The sequence below is a fragment of the Campylobacter jejuni genome (assembly GCF_049221745.1).
Taxonomy (GTDB): domain Bacteria; phylum Campylobacterota; class Campylobacteria; order Campylobacterales; family Campylobacteraceae; genus Campylobacter_D; species Campylobacter_D jejuni_E.
This window is the reverse complement of sequence record NZ_JBMJAO010000001.1, coordinates 292,085-310,579: the sequence shown is the minus strand read 5'-3', so window position 1 is coordinate 310,579 and position 18,495 is coordinate 292,085. Positions and strand designations below refer to the sequence as shown.

20 protein-coding genes are annotated in these 18,495 nt (G+C 30.6%); 2 read left to right on the top strand and 18 right to left on the bottom strand.

The annotated features are described in order from the left end of the window. Positions 1 to 16: 16 nt before the first annotated feature. From ACOTU8_RS01575 to pycA, 4 genes are read right to left on the bottom strand one after another with little or no spacing between them, the layout of a single operon-like run. Positions 17 to 823: an adenylosuccinate lyase gene (locus tag ACOTU8_RS01575; RefSeq protein ID WP_422341494.1), complete on the bottom strand. Its 807-nt coding sequence runs from the start codon at positions 821 to 823 to the stop codon at positions 17 to 19. Continuing rightward, positions 824 to 1,543: an arginyltransferase gene (ate, locus tag ACOTU8_RS01570; protein ID WP_088303538.1), complete on the bottom strand. Its 720-nt coding sequence runs from the start codon at positions 1,541 to 1,543 to the stop codon at positions 824 to 826. Next, entirely contained in the window at positions 1,543 to 1,794 is a 252-nt protein-coding gene (locus tag ACOTU8_RS01565) for a hypothetical protein (RefSeq protein ID WP_317676732.1), read from the bottom strand. Before ACOTU8_RS01565 ends, ate begins: the two co-directional genes overlap by 1 nt. Before the next feature lie 3 nt (positions 1,795 to 1,797). Then, positions 1,798 to 3,243, bottom strand: coding sequence for an acetyl-CoA carboxylase subunit A (gene pycA / locus ACOTU8_RS01560; protein ID WP_422341493.1), 1,446 nt, complete (start codon positions 3,241 to 3,243; stop codon positions 1,798 to 1,800). A 138-nt stretch (positions 3,244 to 3,381) separates the two neighbouring features. On the opposite strand from pycA, the gene ftsW reads away from it, so the two are divergent. Both ftsW and murG read left to right on the top strand, forming a co-directional pair. Continuing rightward, complete coding sequence (gene ftsW, locus ACOTU8_RS01555) at positions 3,382 to 4,545, top strand: putative lipid II flippase FtsW (RefSeq protein WP_422341492.1); 1,164 nt, start codon at positions 3,382 to 3,384, stop codon at positions 4,543 to 4,545. After that, positions 4,542 to 5,570, top strand: coding sequence for an undecaprenyldiphospho-muramoylpentapeptide beta-N-acetylglucosaminyltransferase (murG, locus tag ACOTU8_RS01550; RefSeq protein ID WP_422341491.1), 1,029 nt, complete (start codon positions 4,542 to 4,544; stop codon positions 5,568 to 5,570). Before ftsW ends, murG begins: the two co-directional genes overlap by 4 nt. Here the strand turns inward: murG and ACOTU8_RS01545 are convergent. From ACOTU8_RS01545 to murC, 14 genes are all read right to left on the bottom strand, one after another. Further along, positions 5,541 to 6,704, bottom strand: a complete 1,164-nt coding sequence (locus ACOTU8_RS01545; protein WP_422341490.1) for an MFS transporter — start codon at positions 6,702 to 6,704, stop codon at positions 5,541 to 5,543. The two genes, murG and ACOTU8_RS01545, sit on opposite strands and share 30 nt — an antisense overlap. A 13-nt stretch (positions 6,705 to 6,717) precedes the next feature. Then, entirely contained in the window at positions 6,718 to 7,563 is an 846-nt protein-coding gene (locus ACOTU8_RS01540; protein ID WP_422341489.1) for a YncE family protein, read from the bottom strand. Positions 7,564 to 7,625: 62 nt separating this feature from the next. Further along, complete coding sequence (locus ACOTU8_RS01535; RefSeq protein WP_422341488.1) at positions 7,626 to 8,516, bottom strand: helix-turn-helix domain-containing protein; 891 nt, start codon at positions 8,514 to 8,516, stop codon at positions 7,626 to 7,628. Next, the gene (locus ACOTU8_RS01530; RefSeq protein WP_422341663.1) at positions 8,513 to 9,118 is read right to left on the bottom strand and encodes a thiamine phosphate synthase; all 606 of its coding nucleotides are present in this window, start codon (positions 9,116 to 9,118) and stop codon (positions 8,513 to 8,515) included. The genes ACOTU8_RS01535 and ACOTU8_RS01530 overlap by 4 nt, the downstream gene beginning before the upstream one ends. Next, complete coding sequence (thiH, locus tag ACOTU8_RS01525) at positions 9,108 to 10,253, bottom strand: 2-iminoacetate synthase ThiH (RefSeq protein WP_422341487.1); 1,146 nt, start codon at positions 10,251 to 10,253, stop codon at positions 9,108 to 9,110. Before thiH ends, ACOTU8_RS01530 begins: the two co-directional genes overlap by 11 nt. A 2-nt stretch (positions 10,254 to 10,255) precedes the next feature. After that, the gene (thiG, locus tag ACOTU8_RS01520) at positions 10,256 to 11,032 is read right to left on the bottom strand and encodes a thiazole synthase (protein ID WP_422341486.1); all 777 of its coding nucleotides are present in this window, start codon (positions 11,030 to 11,032) and stop codon (positions 10,256 to 10,258) included. A 2-nt stretch (positions 11,033 to 11,034) separates the two neighbouring features. Further along, positions 11,035 to 11,838 carry a thiamine biosynthesis protein ThiF gene (gene thiF, locus ACOTU8_RS01515; protein ID WP_422341485.1) on the bottom strand — a complete coding sequence of 268 codons (804 nt, stop codon included), beginning with the start codon at positions 11,836 to 11,838 and terminating at the stop codon, positions 11,035 to 11,037. After that, positions 11,835 to 12,026, bottom strand: a complete 192-nt coding sequence (gene thiS / locus ACOTU8_RS01510; RefSeq protein WP_422341484.1) for a sulfur carrier protein ThiS — start codon at positions 12,024 to 12,026, stop codon at positions 11,835 to 11,837. Before thiS ends, thiF begins: the two co-directional genes overlap by 4 nt. Positions 12,027 to 12,204: 178 nt before the next feature. Continuing rightward, entirely contained in the window at positions 12,205 to 13,302 is a 1,098-nt protein-coding gene (dapE, locus tag ACOTU8_RS01505; RefSeq protein WP_422341483.1) for a succinyl-diaminopimelate desuccinylase, read from the bottom strand. Positions 13,303 to 13,305: 3 nt separating this feature from the next. Further along, positions 13,306 to 13,905, bottom strand: coding sequence for a LysE family translocator (locus ACOTU8_RS01500; protein ID WP_422341482.1), 600 nt, complete (start codon positions 13,903 to 13,905; stop codon positions 13,306 to 13,308). Continuing rightward, positions 13,898 to 14,599 carry an SIR2 family NAD-dependent protein deacylase gene (npdA, locus tag ACOTU8_RS01495; protein ID WP_422341481.1) on the bottom strand — a complete coding sequence of 234 codons (702 nt, stop codon included), beginning with the start codon at positions 14,597 to 14,599 and terminating at the stop codon, positions 13,898 to 13,900. The genes ACOTU8_RS01500 and npdA overlap by 8 nt, the downstream gene beginning before the upstream one ends. Further along, entirely contained in the window at positions 14,596 to 16,806 is a 2,211-nt protein-coding gene (mutS, locus tag ACOTU8_RS01490) for an endonuclease MutS2 (RefSeq protein WP_422341480.1), read from the bottom strand. The genes npdA and mutS overlap by 4 nt, the downstream gene beginning before the upstream one ends. After that, positions 16,796 to 17,146: a hypothetical protein gene (locus ACOTU8_RS01485; RefSeq protein WP_422341479.1), complete on the bottom strand. Its 351-nt coding sequence runs from the start codon at positions 17,144 to 17,146 to the stop codon at positions 16,796 to 16,798. Before ACOTU8_RS01485 ends, mutS begins: the two co-directional genes overlap by 11 nt. Beyond that, positions 17,139 to 18,437: a UDP-N-acetylmuramate--L-alanine ligase gene (gene murC / locus ACOTU8_RS01480; RefSeq protein ID WP_422341662.1), complete on the bottom strand. Its 1,299-nt coding sequence runs from the start codon at positions 18,435 to 18,437 to the stop codon at positions 17,139 to 17,141. The genes ACOTU8_RS01485 and murC overlap by 8 nt, the downstream gene beginning before the upstream one ends. Between the last annotated feature and the right edge of the window lie 58 nt (positions 18,438 to 18,495).

Sequence of the window (18,495 nt, the reverse complement as noted above, 5' to 3'; positions counted from 1 at the left end):
TGATTAATCTAATTTTTTAAGTATTATTCTTATAAAGTGCTTTTAAATTATCATAAGCGATTTGTATTTTTTCAAACTGCTCTCTTGCGTAAGCTTTTTCTATTGCACTTTTTCCTTGATGAAAATCAGGATGATAAAGTTTTACCAAAATCAAATATTTTTGTCTGACTTCACTAAAATCATTTTGCGGAGTGCATTCTAAAGTATTAAAATAATTACTAAAAAGCTTAGCCAAAGCATTAAATTTCCATTTCATATTTTCTTTATTGTGAATATTTTGGCGAAATTTTTTATACTCTTCACGATCAACTTCAAAATTCACGCAATATTTTAAATGCTCGCTCTCATCTGCAAAAGCTTCGAAAAGTTCAAGAGTATTCTCATTTTTATATTCTAAAATTAGAATATTTGTCATTTCATTATATTCTATATTATGATCTTGAAAATAATTTCTTATATAAGTAACAAATAATTTTTCATTAGAGCTTAACTTCATCAAAATTCTACCCGCAGCAAAATCAATCTTGATAAACAACATAGGTTTAAGCATATTATTTTGCTCAAAATTTAATCTAAAAGTTTTAAAATGAGCATCTTGTAAATTCTCTATACTTTCATTTGTGCTTTTGCGATATTTTTGATCTAAAACTTTTAAGAAATAACGACGCTGTGGAATTTCATTTTCTTCAAAAAAAGAAAAAATTTTATTTTTTCGTCCTATGACTTTTGTGAAATTTTTGGTAATCAGGTCTTTAAAATACTGAAATACGTTAATATCATCTGTATTAACATTGATAGTTTCTAAAGTTTGCACGATTTGCATCTATTTCTCCCATAAAACCTCATTTTCAAAAAGCTCTTTAGCGCCTTTTAAAATTTCATTGGGTGTATAATCGGCTTTATAAGATAAAGATTGACACTTTTTTACAAAATACCCAAGATAAATATAATCTAAGTTCATTTTTTTAGCTATTTGTATTTCATTGAGCAAAGAAAATTTACCCAAAGAAAAATATGAAAAATCAGGATCATAAAAACAATAAATACTTGAAATTCCATCCTCTAAAATATCAATCAAATCAACACAAACAAGCTTATCTTCTATATAAAATGCAAGCTCATATCCAAAATTCATAAAACCATCGACATAAAGATTATAATACTGTTTAAAGCTTAAATCATAACGCTTCCAGTTCTTTTTTTCTTCCATAAAACGATGGTATTTATCATATAAAAACAAATGTTCATTGCTTAAATTGGGTGTTCTAAGTATAACTTTGGTATTAATATTTTTATTTATAACCCTTCTTTCACTTCTTGAAAAATTATATTCATTAACTAAAATTCTAAGACTTAAACATTCATCACAATCTTTACAAATAGGGCGTGAAAAATACCTACCAAAACGACGCCAACCTCGTTTTATTAGCTCATTATTGATTTCTTTAGGGCAATTTTCAATGTATTTATACTCTATTCTTGAGCGTTTATCTTTTAAGTAAGGACACTGATCTTCAAGAGTACAAAAACCAATCTCAAGCATTAAATTTTCTTAATATCTGCATTTTTGATAAATTCGGAAAATTCATCCTGTAGTTTTTCTTGCTTTAAGAAAATTTCTTGCATTTCCTTATCTATGTTTGTTTCTTGATTTTTTTCGCAAATATCTTTAGCTAGTTTTTCTAAATTTTTTACACTTGCACCACTCTTGCTTGATTTCTTCGCTAATTTTGGAGTATTGGTGTTAGCTTGCATTTCTTTTTTAATACTTTTAAGACTATCTAAAAAATCCATCTATTATTCTCTACTTTCTCGTATTTTTTTAAGCGTAGCAGCTATTACAGCTATAACTTCTTCTTTATTTTCTTGATGACGATCTTCTGTTTTTTCTAATAATTCTTGCATATGTGTTTCTATGAAAGAGGTGTCTAAATACCCTCTTCTAAATTCTCTTGTTTTTGTAATGGCGATTAAAAATGGTATCGTTGTTCTAATATCATCAATCACAAATTCCTTCAAAGCACGCTCAAGTTTATTAACAGCTAAATCATAACTTGTTGCTTTAATAATAAGCTTTGCAAGCATGGAATCATAATAAGGTGGCACAGTATAGTCTTTATAAATATGACTATCAACCCTAACAGATGGTCCAAGAGCTGGGTAGTATTCTCCTATTTTTCCAGGACTTGGAATAAAATTTTTCCATACATTTTCAGCAGTAATTCTAGCTTCAATAGCAAAACCCCTAGGTTTAATATCGCTTTGTTCTAAGTCCAAAATTTCTCCAGCTGCAATTCGAATTTGTCTTACAATAAGATCAATACCTGTAATTTCTTCAGTAATTGGATGCTCAACTTGAATTCTTGTATTCATTTCCATAAAATAAAAGCGATTATAATCATCAAGCAAAAACTCTATAGTTCCAGCATTTGTATAACCTACAGCCTTAGCAGCTGCCACAGCTGTAACACCCATGGTTTTTCTAAGATTATCCGAAATTCCAGGACAAGGTGCTATCTCAATTACCTTTTGATGTCTTCTTTGGATAGAACAATCCCTTTCACAAAGATGGATAATATTTCCGTAGTTATCTCCTAAAATTTGAAATTCTATATGACGAGGATTAACTATATATTTTTCCATAAATACTTCATCATTATGAAAGTATGTTAAAGCTTCTCTTTTGCAAGATTCAAAAGCATTTTCAAGATCTTGCTCTTTATGAGCAACGCGAATTCCGCGTCCGCCACCACCGCCTGAAGCTTTCAAAATAACAGGATAACCTATTTTCTCAGCAAAAATTTTAATTTCTTCCATGCTATAGGAATTTAATTTTTCAGTCCCTGGAACAATAGGTATACCATTTTCAGCCATTAGTTTACGGGCAATATTTTTATTTCCCATTTTGTAAATTATTTCAGATTTTGGACCTATAAAAATAATTCCAGCATCTTCACAAGCCTTGGCAAATTCATAATTTTCACTTAAAAATCCATATCCAGGATGAATTGCATCAGCACCACAAGCTTTAGCAATCTCAACAATACGAGCAACATCCAAATAACCCCTTATCGCATCCGTTCCTATGCGATAAGCCTCATCTGCGATTTTTACATGCAAACATTCACGATCAGGCTCTGTAAAAACTGCGACGCTTTTAATATGCAAATCTCTACAAGCACGGATCACACGAACAGCTATTTCAGCTCTATTTGCTATAAGAATTTTATGGATTTGATTCATAATTTGCCTTTTTATTGTATTTTTATTGTTAATTTTAGCAAATTTTCCTTACAAAAACTTAGCAAAAAATTTAATTTATTTTAGTTATAATAAAACTTTTTTAAATTTTGATTCTAAAGAAAGAAAAGTTATAATTTAATGGTTGCTGATAAAAGATTATTTTATTTAAGTTGTATTTTAATCACCATAGGAATAGTATTTTCATACTCTCTTACAGCTTTTACTGTTCTTTTTCTTGACTATAGCGAGTTTCATTTTTTTATTCGTCAGCTTTTTTTTGGAATTAGCGGCATACTTATAATGTTTTTTATTTCTCGATTAGATCCCGATAAAGCACTTTCTAAAAAAATTATTTTAGCTATTTTGATTATTTCTTTTATCTTTATCATCATTTTGCCATTTTTACCTTCTGCATTAGCAACAGCTAGCGGGGGAGCTAAACGCTGGATACGCTTAGGTCCACTCTCTATCTCTCCTGTGGAATTTTTCAAAATAGGACTGATTTATTTTTTAGCATGGAGCTATACAAGGCGTATTGATGATAGCAAAAAAGCAATTAAACATGAAGCTTTAATTCTTTTGCCTTATTGTATTTTAGCTTCTATAGTTATAGGATATATTTATATCACTCAAAACGACTTAGGACAAAGCGTAATTTCTTTCTTTTTGATTCTAGCATTAGCTTTTTTTGCAGGAGCTAGTAAAAGGCTTTTTGCTTTTGGAACTTTAATCATTATGATGATAGGTATAATGGTAATTTTTAGCAATCAAAGAAGAATTCAAAGAATAGCTTCTTGGTGGGGAAATATACAAGATGCTTTTTTACCCATGCTTCCTAATTGGCTAGCAAATGCTTTAAGAGTAAGTAGCAATAACGAGCCTTATCAAATTTCACACTCTTTAAATGCTATAGCTCATGGAGGAATGTTTGGTGAAGGTCTAGGACTTGGAACTTTTAAACTAGGCTTTTTAAGCGAAGTGCATACTGATTTTGTTCTTTCAGGAATTACTGAAGAAATAGGACTCTTAGGTCTTGGAATTATTTGCTTTATTTATCTTTGGATGATTTTAAGAATTTTTAGGATTGCAGGAAGATGCGAAGCTAAACAAGATTTTATTTTTTGCTCAGGTATAGCTTTGCTCTTACTTTTTTCCTTTTTTATGAATGCTTTTGGTATTATTTCTCTTACCCCACTAAAAGGTGTAGCTGTCCCACTTTTAAGTTATGGAGGAAGTTCAATGTGGGCAATTTGCATAGGCATAGGATATGTTTTAATGATTTCAAAAAAGGTTAAATTATGACAATAGCTTTAACAGGTGGTGGAACTGGTGGACATTTAGCTATAGTGCGTTGCTTACTAGAAAGTGCGATTAAAAAAAATATAAATTGTATATATATAGGTAGTCAAAACGGTCAAGATAAAGCTTGGTTTGAAAATGAAATACGCTTTAAGGCAAAATTTTTCCTGAATTCCAAAGGAGTAGTTAATCAAAGCAAATTTAATAAAATCAACTCTTTATTTCATATTTTAAAACTTTCTAAAGATTGTAAAGAAATTTTTAAAAAATATCAAATCAAAGCTATTTTTAGTGTAGGTGGATATAGTGCAGCTCCAGCATCCTTTGCAGCTTTATTCTCGCGATTACCCCTTTTTATACATGAACAAAATTCAAAAAGTGGCTCTTTAAATATGCTTTTAAAACCTTTTGCTACAAAATTTTTTAGTGCTTTTGAAAAAGAATTTATCCCTTATCCTGTAGCAGATAAATTTTTTAATAACTCAAGAATCCGTAAAGAATTAAAAAATATTATTTTTCTAGGAGGATCACAAGGAGCTCAATTTATCAATGATCTAGCTTTAAACCTAGCACCAAAGCTTGAAAAACAAGGTATTAAAATCATTCATCAATGCGGAAAAAGTGATTTTGAAAAGTGTAAAAAACATTATCAAAATTTAAATATTCAGGCTGATATTTTTGACTTTAGTTCAAATTTGGAAGAAAAAATGAAAAATGCAGATCTAGCTATATCAAGAGCAGGTGCAAGCACTCTTTTTGAGCTTTGTGCTAATACCTTACCTACTATTTTCATCCCTTATCCTTATGCAACTAAAAATCATCAATACTTTAATGCCAAATTTTTACAAGATCAAGCTTTATGTCAAATTTTTATGCAAGATTCCATCAAACTTGATGAATTTTTCAAAGCTATATTAAAACTAAATCTAGAAAATATTTCTACAAGATTGCAAAATATAACCCAAAAAAATGGTGCAGATATGCTAATCCAAAAAGCTTTATTTGATAATTTGACTTTTATAAGATAAATATCCAAAGATATTTACTAAAATTCCAACAAAAATCAACATTAAAATAGCAAGTGAAAAATTTTTAAATATATCATGCAAAAAACCTATGATCCATTGTCCTTGTGCTGCGATTAAATATCCAAAACCCTGAGCTAAAGCAGAAAGTTTTGCTGCTACTTGAGTATTAGAACTTTTTTGTGCAATAAAAAGCAACGCAATACCAAAAACTCCACCCCATGGAAAACCCATGACAAAAGCACTGATGATAATAGAAGCTTTACTATCAAAAATAAAGAGCATACCAAAAGCGATCACATACATACTGCACAAACCTGCTATGTAAAAAGTATGTAAATTTTGCTTTAATCTTCCTAAAAGTAAAGGGCCAAAAAGAGACACTGGAGCTGCAACAAGTTGAGCAAATAAAACCATATTTGTAGCAAATTCTTTATCAAAACCTTTTTCCATAACAATTTGAACATACCAAAAAAATAAAGAATAAGCCAAAAAACTTTGAAATCCCATAAAAAGAGTAATTTTCCAAGTTGTTAAATTTGCAAAAAGATTAATTTTTTTAGAGTTCTTTTTCTTAGCACGAAAAAATCTACCATTTTTAGCTTGAGGATAGTAAACTACTAAAGCTACAAAAGAAAAAATAGCCCAGAAAAACATAGCACCTGCTAATTTAAACATACTAAGCAAAGGTATAGCCAAAGCAATACCTAGTATCGAAGAAAGACTTAAAATAAGACTATAAACTCCCATCATACTTGCTATTTTTTTAGGAAATTTTTCTTTAATAAAACTAGGAAGTAAAACATTAGCAATTGCTATGCCACAACCCATTGCTAACATTCCTAAAAATAAACCATATGTACCTAAATAAGAACGAACAATTTCACCTATAAAAATCAAAAAAATTCCAAAAATAATAGCACGAATAGGAGAAAAACAACCTACAACAAAAGAAATACTTCCAAAAGCTATCAAAGGAAGACTTGTAAGCACTCCTGCTAAGGTTGAATTTAAATAATACTCATTTTTAATAGTATCAATTATAGGCCCCACTGCAGTAATTGGGGCTCTAAGATTAAAAGCTATAATAATAACAATAGCAACATTAATCCAAAAAACTTTTTTAAAAAAAGTCATAAAAGCCTTAATTTTAGAGTTCCACTTTAAGTATTTTACCTTCTACCATCTTAGGAATCCATAAAATATTATTTTCAATAAATATATCTGCAGGACCTTTCATAGAAGGAAGATCAAGTTTTGTGACTTTACCATTTTCTAAGTCATAAACAAGTCCATTTAGATTATTACCCCAAGAGCTTACCAATAAACCATCTTTATAAGGAACTATTCCATCATAAGATTCTTTTTCATTTCTGATTATATTAAGCTCCTTTTTATTTAAGTCATAGCTTAACACAACACCACCACTTGTACCATTAGGATGATATCCAGCTATAAAAAGTTTATGTTCTTTCTTATCAAGATACAATCCATTTGGACCACCAAATTTTTCTAAATCAAGTTTTAAAAGTTCATCATATTGCTTAGTTTTTAAATTAACTTTTAAAATAAGCCCTGTGCCAGTATCGCTAACCAAAAGCGTATTGTCATCTAATTTTTCTATGTCATTTAAAAAGATTGCACCTTTGATAGGCAAATTAAAAATTTCTTTTTTAGTTTTAAGATCAAAACCGCGTAAAACATCGATATCTACTACATAAAGAGTTTTGCCAATTTCCATCATACCTTTTGGTGCATTAAGATGGGTTAAAAATTTATATTCTAGTACTTTGCCATTTTTATCAAGCTTAGAAATAAATCCATCATTATCTTTCGCCAAAGGTTCAAATTTCTCTCCTACATTAGATACATAAACATAGTTTTTATCTACAAAAATACTTTCAGGATTTTTAAAATTATCAAATTCTTGATATTTTAATTCACTTGCACCAAGCAAACTTCCAAGAAGTGCTAAACTTAAAACATATTTTTTCATATTTTCTCCTTTATTTAAAAATATTTTCATTGAATTATATTTATTTAAATAAAAAAAATGTGCTAGTTTTTTGATAAAAAATACAAGTTTTTTGATTTTTGATATTGCTTAGGAGTTTGCTCATATTTTTCTTTAAATCTTTCGATAAACCAAGCCACTGAAGAAAAAGCACACTCATTAGCTATTTCATTGATATTTTTTTTAGAAAATTTAAGTAAAATCTTTGCTTTTTGCAACCTTTTTTCATCTAGCCATTTTTTAGGACTTTGTCCAAAACATTTCTTAAATTCTTTAGAAAAAGTTGCTAAATCTAATTTCGCAAAACTAGACATTTCATTTACACTTAAAAATTCTCTACCACAATACTCAAAAAGTTGAGAAAGATCGAGACGAAATTCTTTTAAAATTCCTGATAAAAAACTAATAAAATAAAGATTTTTATTTAAAAGCAAATGCAAAAAAATTTCTTCAAATTTCAAACTCACTATAGGATCTAAAATCTGTGTATTTTCTTCAAAATGCGGTGAAAAACTTTCCAAAATTCCTTGCAAAATCTTATCATTTTTTACCCAAAAAATTTCATGGTTTTGAAACTTTTGATCCAGCTTAAAAAAATCTTTATACTTGTAAATAAGATCAATTAAAAATGCATTATCAAAGAAAAATAAATAAGCTTCATAAACTCCTTTGCTAAGTCCTACATTGCTTAGGGTATAGCTTCCTGCTTTTAAAAACAAAGTTTCATAAGAATTAATCTTATAATCTTTTGATGCAGTATGTAAAATTTTATATCCTTTTCGAACAAAAGTTAAGAGATGACTTCCCACATTAACAAAAGTAGAATAAGAAGTATCTGTTTGTGTATATTTAGCAAAAGTGCAAGATTTAAATTTTTTATAATTAACACCTTTTAATTGCTTTAAATCTTCTGGTAAAGAAAGAATTTTATTCATCGTAAATTTTGCCTACATTCTAAAAGATACTTTTTAAGATCTTTTTCATGCATTAAAATCTCACGCATGCAAACTCCTGCTACATTTAGATCTTTAAAATTTGCAATATTTTGTAGTTTTACTCCACCTATAGCATAAAGAGGAATTTGACTAAATTTAAGCAAGGACTTTAAAAAATCAAGCCCCTTGGGCTCTAAACCCGCCTTGCAAGAACTTTCAAAAATATGCCCTACAAAAGCATAATTTACCTTATAGCTCATCGCCTCTAAAAGCTCTTCTTTGCTATGGACTGAAGTACCAAGTACATGAAAATATTTTGTTAATTTAGGCTCTTTTCTTAGCAAAGAAAGCGGTGCGTGAAAATAACAGTGTCCTAACTTTAAACAAACCTTATCAAAAGAATGCAAAAAACAAGTCACTTTTTGCTTTACGCAAATGCTTAAAACTTCTTTTGCTAAGCCATAATACTCAAATTCGCTCAAATCTTTTTCTCTTAAAACTATAGCATCTACCTTAGCCTTAGCAAGTTTTTCGATCTGCTTCAAAAAATCTATCTCTACACATTTTCTATCGCTTATGGCAATGATTTTTTTATCCCACATAGATACTATCACTCATCACAGCTTGTAAATTTGATCTTTTAAGCATAGCTAAAATTTCATCCACGCTCCTATCATCTGAAATTTCAAACTGATCATCGCCCTTTTTCTCGCCCTTATGCTCACCTATGCCTACGCTAACTCCTGCACTCATTTTAGTAGCACCAAGCTTGATAACCTCGTCTCTAAAGCCCACTCGTTCACGACTTGAAATAGTAATGCCCGCAAAAGGCAAAAAAAGTCTATAAACACAAAGTACTTGCAAAAGGCGTTTTTCACTCACATCCTTAGGATGAATTTTAGCATTATTGATAATAGGTCTTAAACGAGGTACCGAAATAGAAATTTCAGCATGAGGATAAGCTTGTTGTAAAAAATGCGCATGAAGTGCCGTAGCAAGTGCATCTTTTCTAAAATCATCTATACCTAAAAGTGCTCCAAATGCTACTCCACGCATACCTGCTTTTAAAGCTCTTTCTTGAGCATTAAAACGATAAGGGAAAATGCGTTTTTCACCAGCTAAATGAATTTTAGAATATTTTAAAGGATTATAAGTTTCTTGAAAAACGGTTACATAATCACAACCCTTTTCATGCAAGATTTTATATTCATCTTCATTCATAGGATAAATTTCAACGCCTACAACTTTAAAATACTCTCTAGCTATCTTACAAGCATTTGCTATATATTCTACACTTGCAAACTCCCTACCCTCACCTGTTAGCATTAAAATTTCTTCTAAACCACTTTTAGCAATAGCTTGCATTTCTTCGTGAATTTCAGCTTCACTTAGCTTAGCTCTTGCGATTTTATTTCCTTTTTGAAAACCACAATAAACACATTTAGAATTACAATAATTTGACAAATAAAGCGGAGTAAAAAGCGAGATAGAATTTCCAAAATATTTTTGCTTGGTTTTGGCCGACTTAAAAGCTAATTCTTCTATAAAATCTTCAGCCGCACTTGAAAGCAAGGCTTTTAAATACTCTATACTTAAATGCGTTTGATTTAAAGCATTTTTAACATCTTTAGCGCTAAATTGACTCTCATCATAGCTTTGAACTTGAGTTAAAACCTTGTTTAAAATTTCACTTTTTATTTCCTGCATATGAGGTAAATGCTGCATATAATCTTGCATAATCAATCCCTTAAAAAGCCTGTTAATGGAGAACTTGCTTTAGCTTCATTCACACTTGCTAAACCTGCTAAAAAAGCCGCTCTTCCTGCATTTACCGCAAAGGAAAAAGCTCTAGCCATTAAGGTTATATCTTCAGCTTCAGCTATGGCTGTATTTACCATCACCGCACTTACTCCCATTTGCATAGCTTCGCAAGCTTGTGCAGGACTTCCAATACCTGCATCTACGATAATAGGCAAATCAATTTCATTAAGCAAAATTTGTATAAATTCCTTAGCACATAAGCCCTTATTACTCCCAATAGGTGCTGCCAAAGGCATGATAGCCGCAGCTCCTGCATCACGCATAGCTCTAGCTGCGTAAAGATCGGCATGCATGTAAGGTAGAGGTGTAAAACCCTCTTTAGCTAAAAGCTCACAAGCTTTAATCGTTTCATAATTATCAGGCAACAAATACCTACTATCGCTTATCACTTCTATCTTGATAAGTTCTCCACAACCAAGCTCTCTTGAAAGCCTTGCAATGCGTAAAGCCTCATCAGCATTTCTTGCACCTGAAGTGTTAGGTAAAAGTGTGATATTTTTAGGGATATAATCAAGTATATTAGCAATTTCACCTGTATTTGCACGACGTAAGGCTAAAGTGATGATTTCTGCTTTGGCTTCTTCTATAGCTGATTTTATAAGCTCTAGCGAATATTTTCCAGAACCTAAAATAAATCTTGAATCAAATTCATATTTGCCTATTTTTAATTTATCATTTTTTAAATTTTCTTGCATTTTTACTCCTTATTTGCTAAAAGCTCTAAAACAAGATTGCTTTGATGTCCTGCGCAAATATTCACGCGTGGTGCCATAAGTCCATTTCCTACTTTAGCACCATTTACCAAATCCCCACACACATAGAAATTTTTAGCAATTTTTCTTGTTTGTATGCTGTTGCTATCACCATAGCCCGCAAGTCCTGAAGCACAGATTAAAACGCTATCTTTGTAAAATCTATGAAAATTTTGCGCCATCATCGCTTTTGCTGTGGCACTATCGAAGGCTTCACAAACTATATCTATATCTTCAAACAAAGACTTTAAATTATTCTCATCGATTTTTAAAGTGCAAATTTCAACGCTGATATAAGGATTAATCTCGCTAATTTGCTCTTTTAAAGCTTCGGTTTTAAATTTACCCAAATCACTCACACGGTAAGCTTGACGATTCAAATTACTAGGTTCAATCACATCAAAATCAATAAGCTTTAAATACCCCACTCCACTTCTTGCCAAATTTATCGCAATATGTGATCCAAGTCCGCCCAAACCACACACCGCCACACTTGCTTTTTTAAGTTTATCATGGAGCTTTGGAGTGTGTCTTGCTCTCATCATAGCATCAAGTGCATCTTTTGGGGGTAAGGCATTTCTTTCTATACAAAAAAGCTCATCATTTTCGTTTAAAGCAATATTCTCTTTTGTTGCAAAACCATTGATAATCCATACATCATTTTCATTTTTGCTGATATTTTCAAAAAATTCCAAGCTCGTTTTAAAATCTGTATCAAGCTCTTTGCCATTAAATTTTACTCTCATCATCCGCCTCCTACAAAGCTTACGATTTCAGCTTTATCGTTTTCTTTTAAAATCAAATTTTCAAATTCACTTTTTGGCACTATTCTTCCATTTAATTCTAAAGCGATAAGCTCAATTTTTAAGCCTTTTTCTTTGATAAAATCCATAAATTTAAGCTCTTTAAAATCGAGTTTTTCTCCGTTAATAATCATGTAATTCCTTGTAATTTTATTTTTACATTATCTAATATTTTTGCTTAAAAAAATAATTTACAATCAAACACTGTTCATAAAATAATGCTATAATTTTAACAATTTAAAGAGTTGACTTGCCCATAACTACAAGGTACTCCTAAATGAGAAGCTACTTTAAATTTTCTTATTTTCTCAATCAAAAATTCTCCACCAAATCCCTAAAAACAAGGCAAAGTTTTTCAAATTCTTCTATATTTACTCTTTCATCAATAGCATGAATTCTATCATTGCAAACCCCAAATTCAACTACCTTTACGCCATATTTTGCGAAATACCTTGCATCGCTTGTGCCACCTCTTGTATTAAACTCTGGCACCTCATGAGTAATCTTTTGAATGCTTTCATTCATTTTTTGAACGATTTTATTGTCGATATTTGTCAAAAAAGCTTCGCTTGATTGTTTTAGCTCTAACTCATAGTTTAAACCATGGCAAATTTTTTCTACATAGCTTTTCACATCTTCTAAGCTTGTATCAGGGGAATTGCGTACATTAAACATAAGTTTTAAATCATTTGGCGTAACATTGCACACTCCCATACCCCCGCGAATATCGGTTATAACGATTTTTGAAGGGCTAAACTCTGCACTTCCAGGATCAAGATCAAAACCTGCTAAAAGTTTTAAAACCGGTGCAAAATCATGCACAGGGTTAATACATTTTTCAGGATAAGCAACGTGTCCTTGTTTCCCACGGATTAAAAGTTTTCCATTGATAGAACCGCGACGTCCTATTTTAATACTATCGCCGATTTTTTTAACACAGGTTGGCTCTGCAACCACAGCATAATCGGGTAGTATATTTTTTTCTTGCATCCATTCTAAAACGGCTTTTGTTCCACATTTAGCCTCGCCTTCCTCATCGCTTGTTAAAATAAGACTAAGTCTTGCACCTTTAAAATTCGCATTCTTTACTGCATCTACAAAAGCTGCTACTCCGCTTTTCATGTCTTGAGCACCTCTTGCATAAATAAAGCCTTCTTTTTCCACAGGTGCAAAGGCATCACTACTCCAACCCTCACCTGCAGGCACTACATCTACATGCCCACCAAAAGCTAAATGTTCACCTTTGTCTTTAAATTTTTTAGTGAGCAAAAGGTTTTTAATTCCTTCTTTTTCTATAAAAAAAGCTTCAAAATCACTCAGTTCCATAGCGATGAAATTTAAAGCTCCATCATCCTTTGGCGTAACGGATTTAAATTTTAAAAGTTCGATTAAAAATTCTTTTGCATTCATTTTTTATCCTAAGAAAGTTTTATATAATAAATTAAGAGCAAAATACTCTATAATTATAGCTGAAATTATATTGATTACAAAAACAACTTTTGCACTAAAAACATGACTATATCTTGCCACTACAAAGGCTAAAGCACTTACCCAAAAAAGTATAGCCACAATAAGCCCTAAAGTCATCAAATAAGCATGATCGCTGCTTAAAACTATACTTGCAGTACTAAGCCAAAAACCTATTACAAAAGGATTTGAACCATTTAAAAAAGCTCCTTTAATATAACTTTTAAAAAGACTTTCTTTAAATTCTTTATGCTCCAAATTTAAACTTTCTTTCTTTTTTCTTAGCATTAAATACGCCATATAAGTTAAAAAACAAAAACCAAAAACCGCCAAAGAACGCATAAAAATAATATTATCTAAGAAATTTAAAAGCCCAAATTGAAGCAAAAAAAGATAAAACATATCTATACTAAATGCTCCAAGTCCTACAGCTATAGAATTTTTAAAAGCTTTTAGCGCATAAGTTAAGATCAAAATATTTACAGGTCCAAAAGGAACACTTACCCCAAAACCCAAAATCATCCCATTTAACAAAGAATCAAACATTATTATCTTTCATAAAATTTTCTATATCAAGTGCAATTTTATCAATAGCGCTTATAATATTTTCTATATAAATTTTATCAAAATATCGTTCTAATTTTTTATCTTTTTCATAGATATTTAAAATACTTTTTTCGCACATTGATGCATACTCACCCACAGGCAAAACAGCTCCACTTGTGCCTATGCTAATAAACAATGAAGTTTGATTAAGTAAAGAATAAAGTGTAGCATAAGCAGGAGCTTGCTCTTCAAACATGACTATATTATGTCTTAAATCCCTACTTTTACATTTTGGGCATTGTTTATCTATGATTTTTTCATAGCCTATATTAAAAATTTCTTCGCATTTTAAACAGCGAAGTTGGGGTAAAAAGCCGTGCAAATGAATCACATCTTTACAACCTGCACGCTCTAGCAAATCATCTACATTTTGCGTGATAACAAAAAGATTTTTACCCCATTTTTCTTTTAATTGTGCGATTTTTTCATGGGCATAATTTGGCTTTACGTCTTGAAGTTGCACTCTTCTTGCATCGTAAAAATCAAGCACTTTTTTAGGATTTTTTCTAAAGCCTGTTGCGGAGCAAACCTCCATCACATCGTATTCTTCCCAAAGCCCGTCATTATCTCTAAAAGTTTTAAGCCCACTTGGAGCGGACAAACCCGCTCCGCTTAATATCATAATGTTTTTCATAATCTCACTACCTTAACACCAAAGCCACCTTGATTAATAGGTGCATCGCTAAAACTTTTTACGCTTTTATGTGTTTTTAAAAACTCTCTTACCGCAAAGGCAAGTTTTCCTGTTCCTATACCATGATATACTAAAACTTCATCAAAGCCTGCAAGCAAAGCATCTGAAATAAATTTATCAAGCCTCAAAATAGCCTCATCACTTCTAAGCCCGTGTAAATCCAAAGTTACGCTTAGATTGCTTGGTTTGCTTACGCTTATACTTGTTTTTACTACTTTTTTTGGCATCGCACCACTTTTTTTAAGCAGTTTTAAAGGCACACGAAGTTTAATTCCATCACTTTCAATCATAGCATCATTTTTAGAAATACCTATGATTCTACCCTTAATCTTTTCATATTTTACAAAATCCCCCACACGCAATTCTTCATTTTGTTCCATACTTGGCAAGATGATTTCTTTTTTAAGTTCATTGGCTTTATTAAGACTTCTTTGTTTGTCTTTTGTGTCTTTAAGTTGTATAGTTTTCTTGGCTTCTTCTATAGCTTTGTGAAATTTAAATTCCAAATTTCTCAAATTCACACGAAATTCTTGTTCATTTTTTTCTTTTTGATCTTTTAAAGAAAGTAAAATTTCATCGACTTTTTGCTCTTTTTTCTTAACATTTTCAAGCTTGGCTTTAAGTTCTAATTCAAGATTAATATTTTTACCTACAAGCTCTTCTAAATTTTCTTTATCCTCGCCATAAAGTTTTCTAGCCTCGCTAACTAAATTCGGCGGAATCTGATAACGCAAAGCGGTTTCAAAGGCATAAGATTTCCCTATAGTTCCTTTTAAAAACTCATATTTTGGGCGTGAAAGCTCTTCATCATACAAAGCAGCGATAAGCTCAACTTGCTCATTTTTTGCTAAAAGCATAGCAAGGCGTTTATGATGCGTGGTGATGATGATTTTAAGATCATTAGCTATAAGTTTTAAAATCAAAATGCTATACAAACAAGCCGCTTCTTCAAAATCCGTTCCAAGTTCTATTTCATCGATACCTAAAAGCAATTTTTTTTTAGAAAAAAGCTTAGAAAAATTTAGCATTCTTCCTGCAAAAGTTGAAATATCATTTTTGACATTTTGCGGATCTTCTATAATGGCATCAAATTCTTTAAAAGTTCCAATTTTACTTTCGCTTGCTTTTATATGCATAGGCAAAAGATGTTTAGCTAAAAATGCCGCACTTAATATGGATTTTAAAAGCATGGATTTTCCACCTGCATTAACCCCTGTGATGATTAAAACTTGTTTTTTAAATTCCAAACTTACACTTTTTGGATTTTTTAAGGCAGGATGAGCAAAATCTTTAAGTATAATTTCATTTGAGTTTTCACATAAAATAAATTCATAATCCTTCTTTTTAGCAAGCAAAACCCTAGCACTATAATGATCAAATAAATCAAAAGCACTATTAATAAATTTTAAAAAAGGTAAATTTTTAGCTAAAAAAATAGAAAAATTTTTAGCATATTCATAATAAATCTCTTCTTTTTGATTTTTGATTTTTTCTATATCATTTTGTAAATTTTCAACACTTAAAGGCACGATATAAAAGCCACCACCACTACTTCTACCTATGATTTTTGCTTGGATAACATGATTAAATCCACCCCTTACAAGCAAAGCTTCAAAGTTATTTATAAGATGAATTTGTGTATCGATCAAATAAGGACTAAGTAATTTAGTATAAATAAGTTTTTTAAACTCAGCCTTTATAGTTTCATTTTTAAATCTTAAAGCTGTATTTAAATTTATAAGTCTTTCATCTAAGCTTTCTTTTAATTCGCCCTTTTCATCAAAATTTAAACAAAGTTCTAAAGCCCCACTAACAAATTCTATCTTTTGCAACCAAGAATCCAAATTTGCCCCTAATTTTAACTTTTTTAACTTTTCAAAATAACGAAAAATTTTCACAAATTCAAAAATTTCATCTAAATGCAAAATTCCTTGTTTGCTTAAATGTACTAAAGCTTTATCAAGGTTGCTAAGTTTTGGCATACTAGGAAATTCCACCTCGCAAAGCTCATGTACGCGTTTAAAATGAAGACTAGAATCTCCTTGCAAAAAAATCTCCTTATCTCTTGCAAAAAGAGTTTTAAACTCCTCCAAATAGCCATTTAAATCAAGCTTTGAGATCAATTCTTCTTTAGTATCATTCATCATTTAACCTGCAATCTTTAATATCTATAATTAAAGAATTAAAACTTCGATTATTATCCTTTGAAATAAAACTTCCTGTGCCAAATTCATAATTAAAATATGCCTTAGATACATTAACATTTTTACATAAAATATTTTTATTTTGATTAAAAGCAACGATAATATCTGTTCTTAAATGACTTTTTTTCGTATTTTCAAATTCAAAAAATACCACCAAAATAATATAGATTATAAATAAAATACCAAAAAAAGACTTAGTTTTTTTACCCAATTTTTCACGTAAAGCAAAAGCAATTAAGGCTAAAATTAAGATGATTAAAAGATATAAAAAAAACCTACTCATTTTTTTGCCTTAATTTATTGCTGATATCTCCTGCACCAAAACCTATAATAAGCCCTTCTTCAAAAACCTGCCCCTTAGAAGCTACTAAAAATTTACCTTCTCTTTTAATATCCTCTACAAATAAAGCCTTAGGAAAAACTGCTTTTAAATCAAGTTCTATAGGCTCTTCACCTGCGGCATAAACAGGTAAAATTACAAGCTCATCAACACTTTCAAAAGCCTTTGCAAATTCATATAAATTTGTAGCCAAACGAGTATAACGATGAGGCTCAAAAATAGCAGTGATTTTCTTATATCCACCTAATCTTGCATATTCTTGCGCTGCGCTTAAAGTTGCTTTTATTTCGGTTGGATGATGGGCATAATCATCGATTAAAACTAAATTTTGATCTGCATGTAAAATATCAAAACGCTTTTTAATACCTTGATAGTTTTTAAGCCTAGTCCTTATCGTTTCTATATCTAAAAAATTTAAAGCTGCTAAAATCGCCAAAGACGCATCAAGTGCTAAATGATATCCCATACCAAAAACTCTAAATTCTCCCCAATCCTTTAGTTCAAAACTTGTAAATGGCTTGAAATTTTCTATACACATGCTACAGTTTTTGATATCTTTGCTTGGATAAAGTTTAATCGCTTGGTTTTGATAATTTTTTAAAAACTCATCTTCAGCATTAATCACACGAATTTTAGCTATATCTAAAAACTCTATATAAGCATTATGAAGTTTTGAAACTTCATTGCCATAATGATCTAAATGTTCTGCTTCTGCATTGGTAACTATGGCTAAATAAGGATTTGAATTTAAAAAAGAACTATCACTCTCATCGGCTTCAAATATAAGATTTTGACTTTCTTTATAAATCATATTAGAACCAAATTCTTTTAAAATCGCCCCAATAATCACAGAAGCATCATTAACCAAAGAAGCTAAAATACTTGAAGTAGTACTTTTCCCATGTGCTCCTGCCACTGCAAAAACGCGTTTATCTTCTAAAATAAGAGGTAAAGATTCCTTGCGTGAAAGACATTTAATGCCTAATTCTTTAGCGTATTTAAATTCTGGATTTTCTTCTTTGATAGCAGCAGAGTAAATTACTAAATCTTTACCTGATACATTTTCCTTATGATGAGGAATACTTACTTTTACTCCTTCTTTTTCAAGTTCTTTAGTGATTTTGCTTTCCTTAAGATCGCTTCCACTAATCTTAAAACCTTTTTCTCTTAAAAATCTTGCTAAAGCAGAAATTCCTATACCACCTATACCGATAAAATGGATATTTTGCATTATTTTAACCTTTGTATTTTAAAGGCTAAATTTTAGCACTTTTTTACTAAAAATAAAATAT